14 protein-coding genes and 1 pseudogene are annotated in these 18794 nt (G+C 63.7%); 10 read left to right on the forward strand and 5 right to left on the reverse strand.

Translation table 11 applies throughout. The features are described from left to right. The first annotated feature begins 93 nt into the window (after positions 1-93). From RE429_RS27000 to RE429_RS27030, 7 genes are all read left to right on the forward strand, one after another. Positions 94-1473 (forward strand): FAD-containing oxidoreductase, encoded by a 1380-nt coding sequence (locus RE429_RS27000; RefSeq protein ID WP_414474794.1) that lies wholly within the window; start codon positions 94-96, stop codon positions 1471-1473. A 364-nt stretch (positions 1474-1837) separates the two neighbouring features. After that, on the forward strand, positions 1838-2260 hold the full coding sequence (locus RE429_RS27005) for a hypothetical protein (RefSeq protein ID WP_414474795.1): 423 nt from the start codon (positions 1838-1840) through the stop codon (positions 2258-2260). 22 nt (positions 2261-2282) lie between these two features. Next, positions 2283-3578 carry an epoxide hydrolase family protein gene (locus RE429_RS27010; protein ID WP_414474796.1) on the forward strand — a complete coding sequence of 432 codons (1296 nt, stop codon included), beginning with the start codon at positions 2283-2285 and terminating at the stop codon, positions 3576-3578. Between the two features lie 18 nt (positions 3579-3596). Continuing rightward, a complete protein-coding gene (locus RE429_RS27015) occupies positions 3597-4649 on the forward strand; it encodes an alpha/beta fold hydrolase (protein WP_414474797.1) in 1053 nt (350 codons plus the stop codon). 49 nt (positions 4650-4698) lie between these two features. Further along, entirely contained in the window at positions 4699-5157 is a 459-nt protein-coding gene (locus RE429_RS27020; protein ID WP_414474798.1) for a (2Fe-2S)-binding protein, read from the forward strand. A 13-nt stretch (positions 5158-5170) separates the two neighbouring features. After that, positions 5171-7375 (forward strand): molybdopterin cofactor-binding domain-containing protein, encoded by a 2205-nt coding sequence (locus RE429_RS27025; protein WP_414474799.1) that lies wholly within the window; start codon positions 5171-5173, stop codon positions 7373-7375. Between the two features lie 58 nt (positions 7376-7433). After that, entirely contained in the window at positions 7434-7898 is a 465-nt protein-coding gene (locus tag RE429_RS27030; RefSeq protein WP_414474800.1) for a cupin domain-containing protein, read from the forward strand. A gap of 56 nt (positions 7899-7954) precedes the next feature. On the opposite strand, the gene RE429_RS27035 is transcribed toward RE429_RS27030, so the two are convergent. The 5 genes from RE429_RS27035 to RE429_RS27055 form a co-directional block, all read right to left on the reverse strand. Continuing rightward, complete coding sequence (locus tag RE429_RS27035) at positions 7955-8434, reverse strand: hypothetical protein (RefSeq protein WP_414474801.1); 480 nt, start codon at positions 8432-8434, stop codon at positions 7955-7957. A 382-nt stretch (positions 8435-8816) separates the two neighbouring features. Next, entirely contained in the window at positions 8817-11981 is a 3165-nt protein-coding gene (locus tag RE429_RS27040) for an efflux RND transporter permease subunit (protein ID WP_414474802.1), read from the reverse strand. After that, positions 11978-13123 (reverse strand): efflux RND transporter periplasmic adaptor subunit, encoded by a 1146-nt coding sequence (locus RE429_RS27045; RefSeq protein ID WP_414474803.1) that lies wholly within the window; start codon positions 13121-13123, stop codon positions 11978-11980. The genes RE429_RS27040 and RE429_RS27045 overlap by 4 nt, the downstream gene beginning before the upstream one ends. A 66-nt stretch (positions 13124-13189) precedes the next feature. Next, a complete protein-coding gene (locus tag RE429_RS27050) occupies positions 13190-14170 on the reverse strand; it encodes a catalase family peroxidase (RefSeq protein WP_414474804.1) in 981 nt (326 codons plus the stop codon). Between the two features lie 342 nt (positions 14171-14512). Beyond that, positions 14513-15727, reverse strand: a complete 1215-nt coding sequence (locus tag RE429_RS27055) for an MFS transporter (RefSeq protein ID WP_414474805.1) — start codon at positions 15725-15727, stop codon at positions 14513-14515. 132 nt (positions 15728-15859) lie between these two features. Between RE429_RS27055 and RE429_RS27060 the strand changes: the two are divergent. The 3 genes and pseudogenes from RE429_RS27060 (at position 15860) to RE429_RS27070 (ending at position 18661) form a co-directional block, all read left to right on the forward strand. Further along, positions 15860-16318, forward strand: a pseudogene (locus RE429_RS27060) (MarR family winged helix-turn-helix transcriptional regulator). 454 nt (positions 16319-16772) lie between these two features. Continuing rightward, a complete protein-coding gene (locus tag RE429_RS27065; protein ID WP_414474806.1) occupies positions 16773-17192 on the forward strand; it encodes a CopG family transcriptional regulator in 420 nt (139 codons plus the stop codon). A 203-nt stretch (positions 17193-17395) separates the two neighbouring features. Then, complete coding sequence (locus RE429_RS27070; protein WP_414474807.1) at positions 17396-18661, forward strand: alpha/beta hydrolase family esterase; 1266 nt, start codon at positions 17396-17398, stop codon at positions 18659-18661. Positions 18662-18794 lie beyond the last annotated feature (133 nt).

Below are 18794 nucleotides of genomic sequence, written 5' to 3' on the forward strand. Positions count from 1 at the left end.
AAACGGCAAGCGAGGTCCCGAGAACCCGGATGCCCGACATGCAGCCCGAGATCATCGTCATCCCGGTCGCTTGGAAGCCGTAAGGCCCGTATCATGACCCAAGTCTTCGACGCTATCGTCATCGGGGCCGGACAGGCAGGACCATCCCTGGCCGGGCGGCTGACCGCCGCCGGCATGAAGGTCGCCATTGTCGAGCGCAAGCTGTTCGGCGGCACCTGCGTCAACACCGGCTGCATGCCGACCAAGACGCTGGTCGCCAGCGCCTATGCCGCTCACTTGGCCCGTCGCGGCGCCGAGTTCGGGATCACGCTCGAGTGTCCCGTCATGATCGACATGAAGCGGGTGAAGGCCCGCGCCGAGACCGTCTCGACGAATGCTCGCACGAACATCGAGACATGGTTGCGCGGCATGGCTGGGCTCACGGTGATCGAACGCCATGCCCGGCTCGAAGGGCCGGACACCGTTCGGGTCGAGGACGGCCTCCTGCAAGCGCCGCGCATCTTCCTCAATGTCGGGGGCCGCGCCAACGTGCCCGACATGCCGGGCGTCGGACATGTCGACTATCTCACCAACACGTCGGTCCTCAAGCTCGATCACGTGCCACGGCATCTGGTCGTTGTCGGCGGCAGCTACATCGGGCTCGAGTTCGCCCAGATGTATCGCCGCTTCGGCGCCCAGGTCTCAATCGTCGAAATGGCGCCGCGGCTGATTGCCCGCGAGGACGAAGACGTGTCGGAGACGGTCAGGGAGATCCTCACCGACGAGGGGATCACGGTGCGCACCAGCGCTACCTGCATCGGCTTTCGGCCGCATGCGGACGGTGTCGCGGTCGATGTCGATTGCACGTCCGGGGAACCGTTCACGGTCGGCTCTCATGTGCTCCTGGCCGTCGGGCGCAGGCCCAACACGGATGATCTCGGTCTTGATGTGGCGGGCGTCGCGACGGATGCCCGAGGCAACATTCAAGTCGATGACAATCTGGCCACCAACGTGCCCGGCATCTGGGCCCTGGGCGACTGCAACGGCCGTGGAGCCTTCACCCACACGGCCTACAACGACTACGAGATCGTCGCCGCCAACCTCCTCGACGGCGACAACCGCCGGGTGAGCGACCGGATTCCGGGTTACGCCCTCTATATCGATCCGCCGCTCGGACGCGTCGGCCTGTCGGAGACTGAAGCGAGACGCACGGGCCGCAAGCTGCTGGTCTCCAAACGCCCGATGACGCGGGTCGGGCGGGCCATCGAGAAAGGTGAGACCAAGGGCTTCATGAAGGTGGTTGCCGACGCGGACACGAAGCAGATCCTGGGAGCCGCCATCCTGGGGGTGGGAGGGGACGAAGCGATCCACGGCATTCTGGACATGATGAATGCGGGAGCGACCTACCCGGTGTTGCAATGGGCGGTTCCCATTCACCCGACCGTCTCTGAACTGATCCCCACCGTGCTGGGAGACCTGAAGCCTCTGAATTGAGTTTGCCTCTTTGGCGGATATGAATGCTACGCTTCGCGGACCCATTGCGCGAGCTTTACGGCTGGGGCATAGGGTGTGAAAAGTGGACTCAACTTTTGGGATTGCATCCGATGCTCCGTCCTAGGGGATCGCATCGTTCTTGCGAGAAACCGGATCCACTTTTTCACACGATGCGCTAACGTTAAAGTATAGGACATCAATCGCGATGCCGTATCACCGCAGCCGTGGCAGACCTGAATGGACGCCTGAGTGGAGAGACTGGTTCCAACTACGGCCTCGCTTGCCGTCCTAACGAAGAGGCGTATCCTGTTTACATGGGTTCGATAGTCCGTGCGTTGGACCTCGGCTCCCTGACGAGCCGCTTTTGATCGACAGCTTTGCCGACCTCGCGCCTGAACTGCATCGTTTGCTTGACCACCAAGAGGGAATGGCGATGTCCTTTCTCACCTCTTCAGCCGCGATGTTTCTTGCCGCATCAGCAGTCACCACTGGTCTTGTCCCTGCGAACGTGGCCGCACATCCTGCCCAAGCCGGCATGGCGACTCAAGATGCCGCCGTCCGCTCGATCCGCATCAATACCTGCATCGAATCCACCGGCCGGGTTGCCAGGGAATTGAGTTATCACGCGACCTTTGTCGCGGATGCGACGGCCGCCTTTTCGCCGGGAATGATGCACGCCGCCCACACGTTCAACGGGTCGACCTATGCGTACGCGATCCGGACCGGCGCCAAGTTGATCGCATCATTGGAAGTCGCTGCGACACCGGCCGTCCGAAATCCCAGTTGACCAGCATGCAGGGAGAATGAAGATGTCCTTCCCTACCAATCCAGCCGCGATGTTTCTGGCCACGTCGGCCGTTCTGCTCGCCGTCGCTGTGATCCCCACGCCTCTGGCCGCGCAGCCTGCTCCGGCGGGCACGGCGACCGAGGACACCGCGATCCGCCCCTTCCAGGTCCATATCCCCGACGAGGCTCTCGCAGACCTTCGGCGCCGTATTGCCGCGACCAAGTGGCCCAAGCAGGAAACGGTCACGGATCCCTCGCAAGGCGTGCAGCTTGCAACCATGCGAGCCCTCGCGCGCTATTGGTCGACGGATTACGACTGGCGCAAGATCGAGGCGAGACTGAACGCCTTGCCGCAGTTCACGACGACCATCGACGGACTGGACATACATTTCATCCACGTTCGTTCGCCTCATCCGAACGCTTTGCCGGTGATCATCACGCACGGATGGCCCGGCTCGATCATCGAGCAGCTGAAGGTCATCGAGCCGCTGACCAACCCCACGGCCTACGGCGGCGCCGCATCGGATGCCTTCGACGTGGTGATCCCGTCGCTGCCGGGCCACGGCTTTTCCGGCCAGCCTACCGCTCCGGGCTGGGACCCTCAGCACATCGCGCATGCCTGGGCCGTGCTGATGAAACGGCTCGGCTACACACGGTTCGTGGCGCAAGGCGGCGACTGGGGCGATGCGGTCTCGGAGCAGATGGCGGTGCAGGCTCCTCCGGAGCTGCTCGCCATTCATACCAACATGCCGGCCACCGTGCCCGATGAGATTGCCGAGGCGCTCCAGGAGGGCGGCCCGCCGCCGGCGGGCCTCTCCGCCGACGAGAAACATGCCTACGATCAGCTCGCCTACTTCTATAAGCACGGCCTCGCCTATGCCCAGGAGATGAGCAACCGCCCGCAGACGCTGTACGGGATCGAGGATTCCCCCATTGGCCTTGCCGCCTGGATGCTCGACCACGACATCCGCAGTTACGAACTCATCGCGCGGGTCTTCGACGGTCAACCCGAGGGTCTGACGCGCGACGACATCCTCGACAACATCACGCTCTACTGGCTGACGAACACGGCGGTCTCGTCGGCGCGTCTGTACTGGGAGAACAAGCTCGCCTTCTTCGCCCCGAAGCACATCACCATCCCGGTCGCCGTGAGCGTTTTCCCGGATGAGATCTACGCCGCTCCGCGGAGTTGGGCCGAGCAGGCATTTCCCAAGCTGATTCACTACAATCGCCTCGACAAAGGCGGGCATTTCGCGGCCTGGGAGCAGCCGGACCTCTTCGTCCAAGAAGTGAGGGCCTCTTTCAAGCCGCTGCACTGATGAGATGGAGGCAGATCAATGTCTGACGAAATCGATCAGGATCGCCGCCGTTTCCTGAGCGCTGCTGCCATGACGCTTGCCTCTGCCGAACTCGCCATGATGGGTTCGGCCAAGGCACAATCCGGCCCAGGAGCGGCACCGGCTCCGCCTGTGATCAGGCCGGGCACGAACCCGTCATTCGGTTCGTTGAAGCAGATCGATGCCGGCGTCCTCAGCGTCGGCTACGCGGAGGTCGGCCCTGCCGATGGCCCTGTGGCCCTCCTGTTGCATGGTTGGCCCTACGACATTCACAGCTATGTCGATGTCACTCCTGCGCTGGCATCCGCGGGATACCGGGTGATCGTGCCGTATCTGCGCGGCTATGGATCGACCCAATTTCTCTCCGGAGAAACGTTCCGGAGTGGCCAGCCGTCGGTGCTCGCGGTCGATCTCATTGCATTGATGGATGCGCTCAGGGTCGAGAAGGCCACGCTCGCCGGCTTCGATTGGGGGGCTCGGACGGCCAATATCGTCGCGGCGCTCTGGCCGGAGCGGTGCAAGGCCATGGTGTCCGTGAGCGGCTATCTGATCGGCAGCCAGGAAGCCGGCAGGATGCCTTTGCCACCCCAGGCCGAATTGCAATGGTGGTACCAGTTCTATTTTGCCACCGACCGTGGCCGGGCCGGTTACGACAAATACCGGAACGATTTCAACAAGCTCATCTGGCAGCTCGCTTCGCCGAAATGGGCCTTCGACGATGTCACCTTCGACCGCACGGCAGCATCGTTCGGAAACCCGGATCACGTGGCCATCGTGATCCATAATTACCGCTGGCGGCTCGGACTGGTTGAAGGCGAGCCGAAGTACGGCGAGCTGGAAAAGCGGCTGGCCGAGTTCCCCGTCATCACGGTGCCGACCATTACCCTGGAAGGGGACGCCAATGGTGCTCCGCACCCGGATCCCGCCGCCTATGCCGGGAAGTTCGCGGGCAAGTATGAACAACGGCTGATCACCGGCGGGATCGGTCACAATCTTCCTCAGGAAGCGCCGCAGGCCTTTACCCAGGCCGTAGTCGATGTCGATCGCTCTTGATCGGCGGTCGCACTGCCGATTGCCGTTCAGAGCAGAAGGTGAGGACGCCATGGCCTTCACGATCAAAGTCAATGGGAATACGCGCGGCGTCGATGTCGATGGCGATACGCCGCTCCTGTGGGTGTTGCGCGACGTGCTCGGCATGACGGGCACGAAGTTCGGCTGCGGCATGGCGCTTTGTGGCGCCTGCACCGTGCATGTCGATGGCGTCGCCACAAGGTCCTGCGTCACCCCGATCGACAGCATCGGCGACTCCGAGATCACGACCATCGAGGCAATCGGCGCGACGGCGGTGGGTGCCAGGATCCAGACGGCCTGGCTCGATCGGGAAGTCGTGCAGTGCGGCTACTGCCAATCGGGTCAGATCATGTCCGCCGCGGCGCTCCTGGCGAGCAACCCGCATCCGACGGACGCCGACATCGACGACGCCATGTCCGGCAACATCTGCCGTTGCGGGACCTATCTGCGCATCCGCGAAGCGATCAAGCAGGCCGCGCAAACGATCTGACGGGGAGGGAAGCATGGCTCGCGATCACATCACGTCTCGCTCAGCCGACCCGCAACAGCCCGGATCGGCGCACAAGCTATCCCGGCGCAGGTTCCTTCAGGTTGGAGCAGCCGCTTGCGGCGGCCTGATGCTGGGCCTGAACCTGCCGCTTTCTGACGGCGCCGCCGAAGCCGCTGATGCCGATGACTTCGCGCCGAATGCCTTCATCCGCATCGGCCGCGATGGCCAGGTCGTCCTGACCATGCCCTATGTTGAGATGGGGCAGGGGACCTATACGGCGATCCCGATGCTGATCGCCGAAGAACTTGAGGTCGACCTGCCGCAGGTGCGGCTGGAGCATGCCCCGCCGGACGAAAAGCTCTACGTCAATCCTTTGCTGGGAGTTCAGGCCACGGGCAACTCGAACGCGATCCGCGCCGCATGGCAGCCGCTGCGGCAGGCGGGCGCGACGGCCAGAACCATGCTGGTCGCGGCGGCGGCGCAACGTTGGCATATCGATTCCGCCGCGTGCCGCGCGCAAAGCGGCGAGGTGCTTCACGAGCCGACGGGAAGACGGATCACCTATGGCGAACTGGCCGCCGATGCGGCCCGCATGCCTGTTCCCGACCACGTGGAACTCAAGCGACCGGAGGACTTCCGGCTCATCGGCACCCCAGCCAAACGCCTCGATACGCCCGCGAAGGTGAATGGAACGGCCGTCTATGGCATCGATGTTCGGCCGCCTGGCGTGAAGATCGCAACCCTGGTCCAGTCGCCCGTCTTCGGAGGCCGCGTTAAGAGCGTGGATGATACGGCCGCCAAGATCGTGAAAGGCGTTCGCCAGATCGTGCGCCTCGACGATGCCGTCGCCGTCGTGGCCGACCATATGGGAGCGGCCAAGAAAGGCTTGGCGGCCCTCGCGATCGAATGGGACGACGGTCCGCATGCCAGCCTCGACACGCAAGCGATCGCGGCCGAGCTTGACCAGGCGACGCTCCAACCTGGTGCGGTGGCGCAGAACATCGGCGATGTCGACCGGGCCATGGCGACGGCTGCCCGCACGGTCGAGGCGACTTATCAGGTTCCCTTCCTCGCGCACGCCGCAATGGAGCCGATGAACTGCACCGTTCATGTCCGCCCGGACGGGTGCGAGATCTGGGTCGGCACTCAGGCCATCGCCCGGGTGCAGGCGGCAGCGGCGAAGACCGCCGGCCTCCCGTTGGACAAGGTCTTGGTCCACAACCATCTCATCGGCGGCGGTTTCGGACGGCGGCTGGAGGCCGATGGTGCTGCGCGCGCCGTCGAGGTCGCCAAGCAGGTCAACGGTCCCGTCAAGGTCGTCTGGACGCGCGAGGAGGACATCCAGCACGACATGTACCGACCCTCCTGGCTCGACCGGATCTCTGCCGGCCTCGACCAGCAGGGCAGGCCGGTCGCCTGGAACAATCGCTTCGCCGGATCCTCGGTGATTGCCCGGTGGCTCCCGCCTGCCTTCAACAACGGGCTCGACCCCGACAGCACCGAAGGCGCGATCGATCTGGTCTACGATCTCCCGAACATGCATGTCGAGTACGTGCGGGTGGAACCTCCGGGCATTCCGACCGCCTTCTGGCGCAGCGTCGGGCCGTCGCACAACGTGTTCGTGACCGAGAGCTTCATGGACGAACTGGCGGCGGCGGCCAAGCAGGACCCGGTTGCGTATCGGCTGGCCCTGCTCGGCCAGGCGCCGCGCGCCAAAGCCGTGCTTGAGCTTGCCGTCGACAAGGCCGGGTGGGGGCAGCCATTGCCGGGCCGGGTCGGCCGTGGCGTCGCCCTGCAGTTCGTCTTTGCGACCTATCTGGCTCAAGTGGCCGAAGTCGAGGTTTCAGACGACGGAGCGGTCCGCGTCCGGCGCGTCGTGTGCGCGGTCGATTGCGGCACCGTGGTCAATCCCGATATCGTCCAGGCGCAGATCCAGAGTGCGGTCATGTTCGGCATCACGGCGGCGCTCCACGGCGAGATCACGCTCAAGAATGGACGGGTCGAGCAAACCAACTTCGACACCTACCGGATGCTGCGGATGAACGAGGCGCCAGCCGTTGAGGTCTATATCGTGCAGAGCTCCGAGCCTCCGGGCGGGATGGGCGAAGCCGGAACCTCGGCGATCGTGCCCGCGGTGGCCAACGCGGTCTTTGCCGCAACCGGCAAACGCTTGCGAAAGCTGCCGATCGACAGCTCCGCGTTGAAGCAGCCGGCGTGAGCGGCGCTGTCTTGTCCCCGCTCCCGGCCGACCGCGCATCTGGTTCAGGAGAACCGCCATGGCTCAGGGCCATCAGCCGGATCAGGCCGCCTTCAGAGCGATCCTGCCCGAGGACATCGAGTGGAGGCCGTTTCCGGCATTCCCGCCTTCGGTCCGCCTCGCCGTCGTTGTCGGCCAGCCGTCCGAGCCGGCTCCCTATGTGATCAGGGTGAAGGTGCCCTCGGGTGTGAAACTGATGCCGCACAGACACCCGGAGGACCGGGTCTACACGGTCATCTCCGGTGTTTTCTACATCGGCCTGGGGGACCTGTTCGACGGTGATAACGTGAAGGCTTATCCACCTGGGAGCGTCATCGTTCTTCCCGGCAATACATCTCACTTTCACTGGGCAAGGTCTGGCGAGTATGTCACTCAGGTCACGGCCGTCGGTCCGTTGGGGCTCGAATACATCGATCCCGGCGACGATCCGCGTGGCGGCAGCTCTGAGGATCGGCACGGTGACGCAGGCCTGCAGGGATCTTGAATGGAGCGTGACAGACCTCCCATCCGATGCCGGCCTTCAGTATCCGCGATACTGCTTCATTGAGGCGGTTTCTCGCGAACGGCCTTTGCGTCATTCCACTGGTCGATCCACGAATTCACCATGGCGCGATCATCCCCACGAAAGATCGCTGCAACCGTATCAGCGACGGCATCCTCCGCATCCGTCAAGACCGCCCGCTTGATTTCAAGCGATAGGAGCGGATCGGACAAGCCCTGAAACACCAAATGGAACCGCCAGGTCTGCCTGTCGGCGAGATAGTCTCGAAAGAATATTTCCGGATCTTTTCCCTCGAAGTGGCCGGGAGGATAGTAGCTGGCCAAGCTCGCCCACATCGTAACGAGGATGCTGATCAATCTGTCGACAGTCTCTTCCTGCTGACCAGCGTGGAGCGTATGAACCTGTTGGCGCTCGTGGGCATAAGCAGTCGCGAGCTGCTCTGGCAGAGAGCTGGCGATTCCGGTCAGCTGGTTCCAGTCAACGTCGGTCGGTTCAGGAGGAGCAGAATGGCGAGGCATGAGGCACTCCATTTGTCGACTTTAGGTCTGTATGCAGCTCACATCGAGGGCATCAACCGTCAGCAATCCAGCTAAGCGGCGCACGCGCCCCTCTGCTTTGCCGCTCAAACGATGGGCTCTTTCCAAGAAGGGTGCATCGGACGGAATCTCAATACGGCAAAGCCACTTCCCGCGTCCGATGCTCCACTCCTGAAATGGTGCATCGTTCGAAGCGGCAAACCGGGTCCACTTTTTCGAACGATGCTCCCATGGCGATCTGTGGGCACGAGGCGGTGTTCATTCGTCAACAGTCCAAGAACCGGTCTCCTCGTTTCGAAGTGATGTCATATGGCCACCGTCACCGAGTTCATCGAGAGGGCATTCGCAAAAGGCAGGCTGTTCCTTACTCCCTTGCGAGATCGTCCCTCGGTCGGCCGCGAGGCGAACTTTCGACGCGGTCCTTGCGGCGCGCGCTGAGTTCCCGCAGGTTCTGGAAGACCACATAGAGCATCGGGATCACGAAGATGCCGAAGAATGCAGCGGCGATCATGCCGCCGAAGACCGGGGTACCGACGGCACGCCGGCTGAGCGCGCCGGCGCCTTCAGCGATCACCAGCGGAAGGAGGCCGAAGATGAACGCAAGGCTCGTCATCATCACCGGCCGGAAGCGCAAGCGTGCGCCGGCGATCGCTGCGTCACCGATTGCCACCCCCTGGAGCCGCTGCTGGAGCGCGAACTCGACGATCAGGATTCCGTTCTTGGCGGCAAGCGCCACCAGCACCACAAGCCCGATCTGTGCGTAGACGTCGAAGGCGAGACCCGACACCTTCACGGCGCCGATCGCACCGAGCACGCCGACGCTGACTGACAAAAGAACCGGAATCGGAATGTTCCAGCTCTCGTAGAGCGCGACCAGGAACAAATATGCGAAAAGCACGGCAAGGCCGAGCACGATTCCGGCTTGACCGCTTGCCGTCTTTTCCTGCAGCGCAGTTCCGGTCCATTCAAAGCCGTAACCAGAGGGGAGGGTCGCGGCCGAGAGCCGTTCCATGGCGGCGAGCGCCTGGCCCGAGCTGTAGCCCGGCTTGGGCGCGCCATTGATGATCGTGGCGCGGAAGCCGTTATAGCGCACGACCGCCTGCGGGCCCTGCACGAGCCGTACTTGTGCCAGGGCGCGGATCGGCACCATCGTCCCCGCAGCATTGCGGACATAGACCCGATAGATGTCATCGATTTCGTTGCGGAACCTGGCCTCCGACTCGACATTGACCTGCCAAGTCCGACCGAAAAGGTTGAAATCATTGACGTAAAACCCACCGAGTGACGCCTGCAGCGCGTTGAAAATGCTGCTGATGGGAATTCCGAGCACCTGTGCCTTGTCGCGATCGATGTCGAGATAGACCTGCGGTGTATCCGCCGCGAAGGTGCTGAAGACGCCGGCGAGTTCAGGTTGCTGGTTGGCAGCGACGAGAAGTCCACGCATGACCGCGGCGAGGTCCGTGGGACTCTGGCCCTGCAACGCCTCAAGGACGTACTGGAAGCCACCGGTATTGCCGAGGCCGAGAATGGGCGGCAGGTTGAACGGGAAGACGACGGCTCGCTGGATGGCAGCGAGCTGTGGGCGCAGACGAGCGAGGACCGCATCGACGCTCTCGGCCGGATCGGTACGGTCCTCATAGGGCTTCATGCGGATCACGAAGAAGGCGTTGTTCGACGAGGCCACGTAGTCGATGAAATTCAGGCCGACGACCGACAGGACGCCTCCGACCCCGGGGGTGGATCGGACGATGTCTTCCACATGAGCGACCAGCGTCTCGGTACGCTCGGTGGACGCGCCCTCGGGGAGCCGCATGGCGGCGAAGATCGCGCCCTGATCCTCCGATGGCAGGAAACCTTGCGGAGTCACCCTGAACAGACCGAGCGAGGCCGCAGCAACTCCGGCGACGATCACCAGGCTGACGATTGCCACGCGGACGAGGCGGCGCACCAGTGCAGCGTATCCATCGCGTGTGCGATCGATCGCACCGAGGACGTAGCGCATGGGCCCACGCGGCGGCCCGGCGCGCTTCAGGAGGACCGCGCACAGGGCCGGGCTCAATGTCAGGGCGTTGAGCGCGGAAATGATCATCGCGGTCGAGACCGCAACGGCGAACTGGCGGAATAGCTGGCCGCTGATGCCGGGGATGAACGCCACCGGAATGAAGACCGACAGGAGTACGAGGGTGATGGCAATGATCGGCCCGGTAATTTCCGCCATGGCCTTCTTGGTGGCGTCGGAAATCGAGAGGGTCGGCTCCTCTTCGATCACCCGCTCGACGTTCTCGGTGACGACGATCGCATCGTCGACGACGATCCCGATGGCGAGCACCAGGGCAAGGAGCGATACGGTGTTGGCCGAATAGCCGATGACGAGCATGACCGCGAAGGTGCCGATGATGGAGACCGGCACAGCCACCAGCGGGATCAGCATCGTGCGGACCTTGCCGAGGAACAGGAACACCACAAACGCCACCAGCAGGAAGGCGATGACGAGGGTGCGAACGACCTCGTCGACGGTTGCGGTGACGAAGGTGGTCGCATCCCAGAAGAGGTCGCTTCGGACGTCGTCGGGAAAGCGCTTGCCGAGGCCGTCCATCACGTCCCGCACGCGCCGCGCCACTTCGACCGCATTGGCGCCGGGCGCCTGGTAGATGCCGATTGCGGCCGAGGGTGCGCCGTTGAAACGGGTATGGCGATCCTGCGTCTTGGCGCCAAGATCGGTACGGGCCACATCCTTGACCCGGACGAGAGAGCCATTGGGGTTCGCCCGCAGGACAATGTTCGCGAAGTCCTCGGTCTGGACCAGCCGTCCCTTTGTCTTGATGGTGAGCTGCAGTTGCTGGTTGCCGGGGGCGGGCTCGGCGCCGATGCGGCCCACGGCAGCTTGCAGGTTCTGGGCCAGAATAGCGGCGATCACGTCGGCCGGCGTCAGGTTGAAGGCCGTCAGACGGTCGGGATCGAGCCACAGGCGCAGCGAATAATCGAGGGGGCCGAAGAGCGTGGCCTGGCCGACGCCGGGGATGCGTGCCAGCGGATCGATGACGTTGATGGTGGCGTAATTGTTGAGAAAAAGCGCATCATGGGTGCCCCGGGGCGCCGAGAGGGTGATCACCTGTAAGAGCGCAGCCGATTTCTTGCGGATCACCAATCCCTGGCGTTGCACTTCCTGCGGCAGGAGCGGCGTCGCGAGCTGGGCCCGGTTCTGGACGTTGACCGTATTGATGTCGGAATCGCTGCCCAGCGCGAAGGTGACGGTCAGTGTGTAGCTGCCGTCGGCGCCGCTCGTCGACTGGTAGTAGAGGGCATTGTCGACGCCGTTGATCTGCTGTTCGATCGGCTGGGCGACGGTCGTTTCCACGACCTCCGCATCGGCACCGGGATAGAGAGTGGTGAGCGAGACCTGCGGCGGCACGATATCGGGAAACTGGGCGACCGGGATTGACCGCATGGCGATCAGACCCGCCAAGGTAATGACGATCGAGATCACGAAGGCGAGGCGTGGCCGGTCGATGAAGATATCCGAGATCATCGGCGTGTGGCCTCCGGCGCCAGCACGTTCGCCTGCACGACCTGCCCGGGCTGGACCTTCTGGACCCCGTCCACAATCACGTTGTCGCCTTCCTGAAGGCCTGCGAGGACGACGATATCGGCATCCCGATTCGGGCCGGTTTTGATCGGCCGCCGCTCGACCTTGTGCTGATCGTCGACCACCAGGGCATAATAGCCGCTCTGATCGAACTGCAGGGCCGCCTGCGGAATGACGACGCGCGGCTCCTCCTGGCGTCGGCGAATCTCCGCGGTCACGAACTGCCCGTCGAGCAACTGCCCGTCGGGATTGGGAACCGTCGCGCGCATGATGAGCGTATCCGTCTGCTGATCGACTTGTGGATCGGTCAGGTTCCAGACACCCCGGTGCGGGTATTCGGCACCACTCGACAGGCGGATGAGAATCTCGATCTTGGCGAGGCCGCCGCTCTCCTCTCGCCGCGCCTCGCGAATGAGTTCGAGGTCGCGCACGCTGACCGGAAAGAGCACGTAGATCGGATCCTGACTCACGATCGTCGCCAGGACGCCGCTTGCCGGATTGACGAGATTCCCGATCGTGTAGGCGGTGCGGCCGATCACGCCGTCGATCGGCGACCTGATCTCGGTGTAGCTGAGATTTTGCTCGGCCTGTGTGAGTGCAGCCTTCATCTGCAGGACATTGGCCGTGGCGCTGTCGAGATTGGCCTTGTCCTGGTCGACGAGCGACTGGGGGGTAAACTGGCGCTGGGAGAGCGACAGCTGCCGGTCATACTGAAGCTGGGCGTTGGTCACGACGGCTCCAGCCGAGGCCAAATTTGCTCTTGCCTGATCGACCTGTGCTTGAAACTGAACCTTCTCGATCTGGTACAGGAGATCCCCGGCCTTGACGGTTTGGCCCTCCCGGAATGCGACCTGCTCGAGAAAGCCCTCGACGCGTGCGCGCAGATCGACCTTGCTCACGGCTTTCGCGTGCCCGACGAACTGGAACGACCGGTTCACCCTGCGCAACTCTGCGGGGCGCACGCCTACCGCCGGCTGCGGTGCCGGAGCGGCTGCCTGCTGCGGAGGGTTGCAGGCCGCCGGGATCAGTAAACCGAGAAGAACAGCCTGCCTCCAGCAGGAGAGCTTACGCCGATACGGAGTCATTGCGCCGTCTCCGCTCCCTTTGCTGGAGCGCAAGCAACCGTGCGCCCATGGACAACGGGCGCATGGTCAGGGGTTGCGGCGCGAGAACGACACGGCATAAGCACCGTCCCGCACCTCGATCATCGGATCGTCGGAAGCCTCAATCCCGTCGGTGAGCTGGCCCGGCAGAAAGAGCAGCTTCTTCTCGGCCTCGGCGCTGTCCGGCACGGCCTTGTCGATTGTCAGGACACCGAGCTCCACCACCGTGCGGTCGTCGGGCCAAGGCCGGGAGGGATCGCTCGTGGGATCGCCGGCCGCGGCAAGCTGCGCCCTGAGGTGGAAGATGACCGGTCCACGGTTCAGGCGCTCGGGCAGCTCTGTCATGAGAAAGTCCGGCGGCCGTTTGGCTGCCTCGGCGGCATTCAGATGCACGACCTGGTCCGGAGTCACCACATAGCGCACGGGCTGGCGCTCGCCAGCCTTGTTGACGAGCACGAAGGCATTGAGGCCGCGATACTCTTCATGGGCGAAGCTGTCCGGCGTGGCGATCGTGGCCAAGGCCGCTGGTATCGTGGGATGGCTGGCGACGAACTGGTCGAGCTTCGTTGGCTTGGGAGCCTCGGGCGGGCTGGCCGCGATGGCGAGAAAGAAGTCGCGCAGGTCGGCCGCGGTGGGGACCAGGAAGACCTTGAACGAGTTGGTCACCATATCGGTTTCGCTGCCGTCCGGCAGATGGAACTTGAGCGCCATGCCGTGCGGGTTGGCTCCATCCGCGCCATCCGGGATCGTCGGGAGCCCGCCCGCATCCGAGAACCGCACCGTCACCGGGATCGTGCGGCCGTCGAACAGGACCGCCCGGCTCAGCGCCGCGGCTTCGGGAGACCCTTTGAAGCTGCCTTCAACCACTATTCCCTTGGCGTGGTTGGTGCGAAACCTGGGATGGCTGCCGAACACCCGGTTCATCGCGTCCACGATCTGGGTTTCGACGGATTGCTCCTGCGCCCAACCGAGGCTGGGCACGGCGAAGGTCAGGACAATCAGCTGGATCAGAAAGGCATTGACCCTCATAGTTGCCTCCTGCTGCAACGGGAGCGAGGACTTCCGGCTTCACGGCAGAACGTGAGGCGGACGCAACAAGGACTGGCCGCAGCTCGTCTCAGGGGAGCGATCCGGCTTCTGCGGCGCTCTTTCCAAGAAGGGAGCATCGAATTGTTTCCGAAAGTGGAATCCACTTTTCACGTCCGATGCTCGAAACCGCGGCAATACGAACGACGAAGACAGCTTGAGATTGAGCCGACATCGGGGTTTTGTTGTGGCGCGTAGGGGAACATAAGGGCATATGGCGCAGCAATGTCGCCTGTGTCCTCGGCTCCCGTTGCACCGGCGTCGATGAGTATGGCGCTCAGCTTGCTAAGCAGCCGCCATGGCTGGCTGGCTCTTGGAGAACGGCCTGAAGGTCAGGGAGATCAGGAAGGCGCCGAGTCCAAGGCCCCAGGCACCGATGTAGAGCCAAACGTAACTGCCGAAGGTGTCGTAGATCAGCCCTCCGGCCAATGGCCCTGTGGCCATTCCCAAGCCGCCGGCCATGGCTGTCCCGCCGATGACGGTACCCATCATATGCAGAGGGAAGTTCTCGCGCGCAAGCACAGCGTAGAGAGGCATGACGCCGGCGTAAACAAAGCCGACCAGCGCTGCCACGGCGTAGAATGCGCCGAGCTCACTCACGAACGCGTATGCCAGGACGGCGAAAGCCTGCAGCAGCAATCCTGCGACCAGAGTGCCCTTGGCGCCGAACCGATCCCCCATGAGACCGAACACGATGCGGCCGCCCATGCCGGCCAGTCCCTCGACGCTATAGATCGAAACGGCCGCGATCACGGGAATGCCGCAGGTGATCGCGTAGCTCACCGTGTGGAAGATCGGGCCGGCGTGCGTGGCGCAGCAGAAGAAGTTCGTCAGCAGCAGGATGATGAACGGGGGCGACCTCAGGGCTTGGCCCATGGACATGGCACCATGCGCCTCTTCGCCCGGGGAGGGGAGAGCGTTCCGGTCCTCGAGAGCCGGTGCCCGGCGGACCAACAGCGCCACCGGGATCATCACGGCGGCCGAAAGGGCGGCGATGATCTGAAGGGACGTTCTCCAGTCGTAAGCGGAGATGAGCCATGCCGCCAGGGGCGACATGGTCATCGGCGCCATTCCCATGCCGGCTGACACCAAGGACACGGCAAGGCTGCGATGCGTGTCGAACCAACCTGTGACGCAGGCCATCATCGGCGCAAAGATCGCCGCCGTCGCGCCGCCAACCGCCAGCCCGAACACGAGTTGAAACTCGATGAGAGATGTTGCCCGGCTCGCGACGGCCAAAGCCGCCGCCAAGACGATCGAACCGGTCGATACGACGACTCGGGGCCCCCAGCGGTCCGACAGCGTTCCCCACATCAGACTCGCCAAGGCCATGGAGACAAACCCGATCGTCATGGCGCTGGAGATGCCGGTGACGGACCATCCGGTCTCTCGAGAGATCGGCAGCAGGAAAACCGGCAGAGAGAACATTGCCCCGATGGCCATGCAGCCGAGAAGGCCGCCTGCCGCGACGATGACCCAGCGATAGTGAGCGTTCGTCATCCTGTTCCTCCGTCTCGGCGAGATTGTCGGGTGCATCGGAGCCCTCGGATCGAACGTGTCCCTCGGGCTCGCTCGGATGCAGTTCGCGCACCTTGAACTTGACATTCATGTTGATATCAACATATAAGATTTGTGTCAAACTGCCGTGAAGCTTCTTTCGCTACGACCATTCTGATCCGCGACTCCTGTCTGTGCCTGCATGCGCAGCGGGCGGCCAGGATGCTCGCGAGGCGGTTCGACGAGGCGCTGCGATCTGTCGGGTTCACCTGAGGACAGGTCTCACTGTTGAATGCCCTCAACCGTCCCGAACCGCCGGCCATCGGCCCGGTGGCGCAAGTGCTGGCGATGGATCGGACGACGCTCACCGCCGCCCTGAAGTCGCTTGAGCGCGAGGGTCTCGTGAGGGTTGCCGCCGATCCGAAGGACCGCCGCAGCCGTGTGCTGCACCTGACCGATAAGGGACGCGGCACGCTGGTTTCGGCCGCCCCGATTCGGCGTGACCTTCATGGCGTCATCGAAGCGACATTGCCGGCCCTGAAACCGGACGACCTGCGCGGCCGATTGGGATCTCTCTCGCGGTCTACGCGGTAAGGGCAGTTTGCCTAAGGGCCCGCGTCCAATCGCGGCAATCAAAAGGGCACTTGCGGGGGATGCGTGGCGAGCCCGGGACGATGGGGCCAATGCTCATCGAGCGGTCGAAGAGTATCTCGCCACCTTCGACGAGGCTGCCTGGGATGCCGCCACCGTGGTTGAGCCGAAGTTCGTCTCACCCTCCGATCCAGTTGCTTTGCCGCAAGCCCTCCAGGTCGTCGCTCATGCCAAGGGGGGCTCGCATCAAGACAGCTAGGCCCACTTGCAGATAGGGGCATGACAAAGAACCAGCGGGTCATTCCGAGCTTACCGGGAGGGCCAGACACCTGAGGCTGGTTGCCCAATGGTACAGGCGCGATTGAGGGGCCGTTCAGTGCAAATCAGAACCGGGTCTTGAATCCCTCTGTAAGCGCCTCCATTTACCATCCATGTGGATGGTCAGAGGATGGTTTTCATGGCAAGCAACGTACACGAACTTCGGCCCAGGCCGTCGGACAGCGAGAAAATCACGATCAATCTCGGCTATGTCGACCTCGGCCATGTCGACCTTCTGGTCCAGGAGGGGTTCTATTCCAACAGGACCGACTTCATCCGGACGGCGATACGAAACCAGCTCGACCGGCATAACGACGCGGTCACGAAATCCGTCGCACGACGCCAGCTCGACCTCGGCCTGCGCCATTACACCCGCCAGGATCTCGAGGCCGTGCAAGCGGCCGGCGAAGCGTTGCACATCCAGGTTCTCGGTCTCGCCAGCATCGCCGGCGATGTCACGCCTGAGCTGGCCCGGCAGACAATCGCCTCCGTTCACGTGCTTGGCGCCTTGCACGCCAGTCCCGCCGTCAAAGAGGCGCTGAAGGACCGCATTCGCTGACCACCCGGATTCACGCCCGTCTCACCGTCTTACAGAATCGGACGTGACATCGAACGCACATCCGATGCTGTCAGTCACTGTTTTTGAGAATCTTTTCACGCAGAGCCGGCTCCCGCTTCCCGCATCCGATGCTCTTGAGCCTGCCCAACCCTTCCCGACAGGAAGGGGCAGGGTCCGCTTTGCCCGACAACAGGACCAAACCGATGAACGCAAAACTGAAGAGCGATATGCTCGAGGCAACCCGTCTGACTCGCGAAGGCCGGCTCGCAGAAGCCATGGCTATCCTTCAGGGAGGGCTTTCAGGCACCAACCCGTCGGCTTCCTCCGGCAGCACCGGCGGAGATGCCGGCCGGCAGCCCTTGGGGCGGGCCACGCGGATCATTGACATGGTGCCGCCGTCCTCTGGGGGAGGGGCCTGGACTCCACCGAACTTCAACCCTTCACACTCTGTCCCGGACACTCCCGGTTTTGATGGAGCCTCGGCCCAGCACCAGGTGCCGGAGGCGCTACGAGACTTCCTCAATCGCATGGGCCAACCCGGCTCGGCGCTCGGCGTCGACGGGCTGGCCGGCCCCATTCGGGCACGTGCGCCAGCCCCGTTGCCGGAGGGAGCCCGTTTCGAAGAGCGCACCTTCGCCAACCCGGCGGGAAGTCGTAGCTATAAGCTCTACGTTCCAAGCGGCTATACGGGTCAGCCTGTGCCGCTCGTGGTGATGCTGCATGGCTGCACCCAATCGCCCGATGATTTTGCCGCAGGCACGCGGATGAACGAACTGGCCGAGGAGCAGACGTTTCTCGTCGCCTATCCGGCGCAGACACAGGCGGCCAACGTCTCCAGGTGCTGGAACTGGTTCAACGCAGCCGATCAGCGGCGGGATCGGGGCGAGCCCTCGCTGATCGCCGGCATGACTCGTCAGATCATGAACGACTTCTCTGTCGCGCCCGGACGTGTCTACGTCGCCGGGCTCTCGGCCGGCGGCGCAGCCGCGGCGATCATGGGATCGGCTTACCCGGATCTCTATGCGGCCGTGGGGGTCCACTCGGGCCTGGCCTGTGGGGCCGCGCGTGACATGCCCTCGGCGTTTGCCGCCATGCGACAGGGTGGGGCGCCGTATCACGAGGGGGACAGGCTGCCCGTGCCGACCATCGTGTTCCATGGCGATCGTGACACGACCGTGCACCCCGTCAATGGGGACCAGGTCATTGCTCAGTCGGGGGCGGGCGCGAAGCTCCGCACGACGGTCAGCCGCGGCCAGGCGCCCGGTGGGATCGGCTATACCCGCACGGTCGCGTCCGATGACAGCGGACAGGCGATGCTCGAGCATTGGGTGCTTCACGGAGCGGGCCACGCCTGGTCCGGTGGGAGTCCGAGCGGGTCCTACACCGAGCCACGGGGGCCCGATGCCAGCCGTGAGATGATGCGCTTCTTCCTGGAACATGCGAGACCGGCGGCCGCATCTCCCGCGTGAGCCGGATAGAGCCCGCCAGACCGCGACGGAGGCTGGCGGGTTTAGAACAGCGAATGCAGAACGAGGACCCGGTTTGCGTGACAAGATGCTCCCCCGGTCGAACAGGGCATCGTTCCTGCGAAAAACCGGGTCC

The sequence above is a fragment of the Microvirga sp. M2 genome (assembly GCF_047497095.1).
Classification (GTDB): domain Bacteria; phylum Pseudomonadota; class Alphaproteobacteria; order Rhizobiales; family Beijerinckiaceae; genus Microvirga.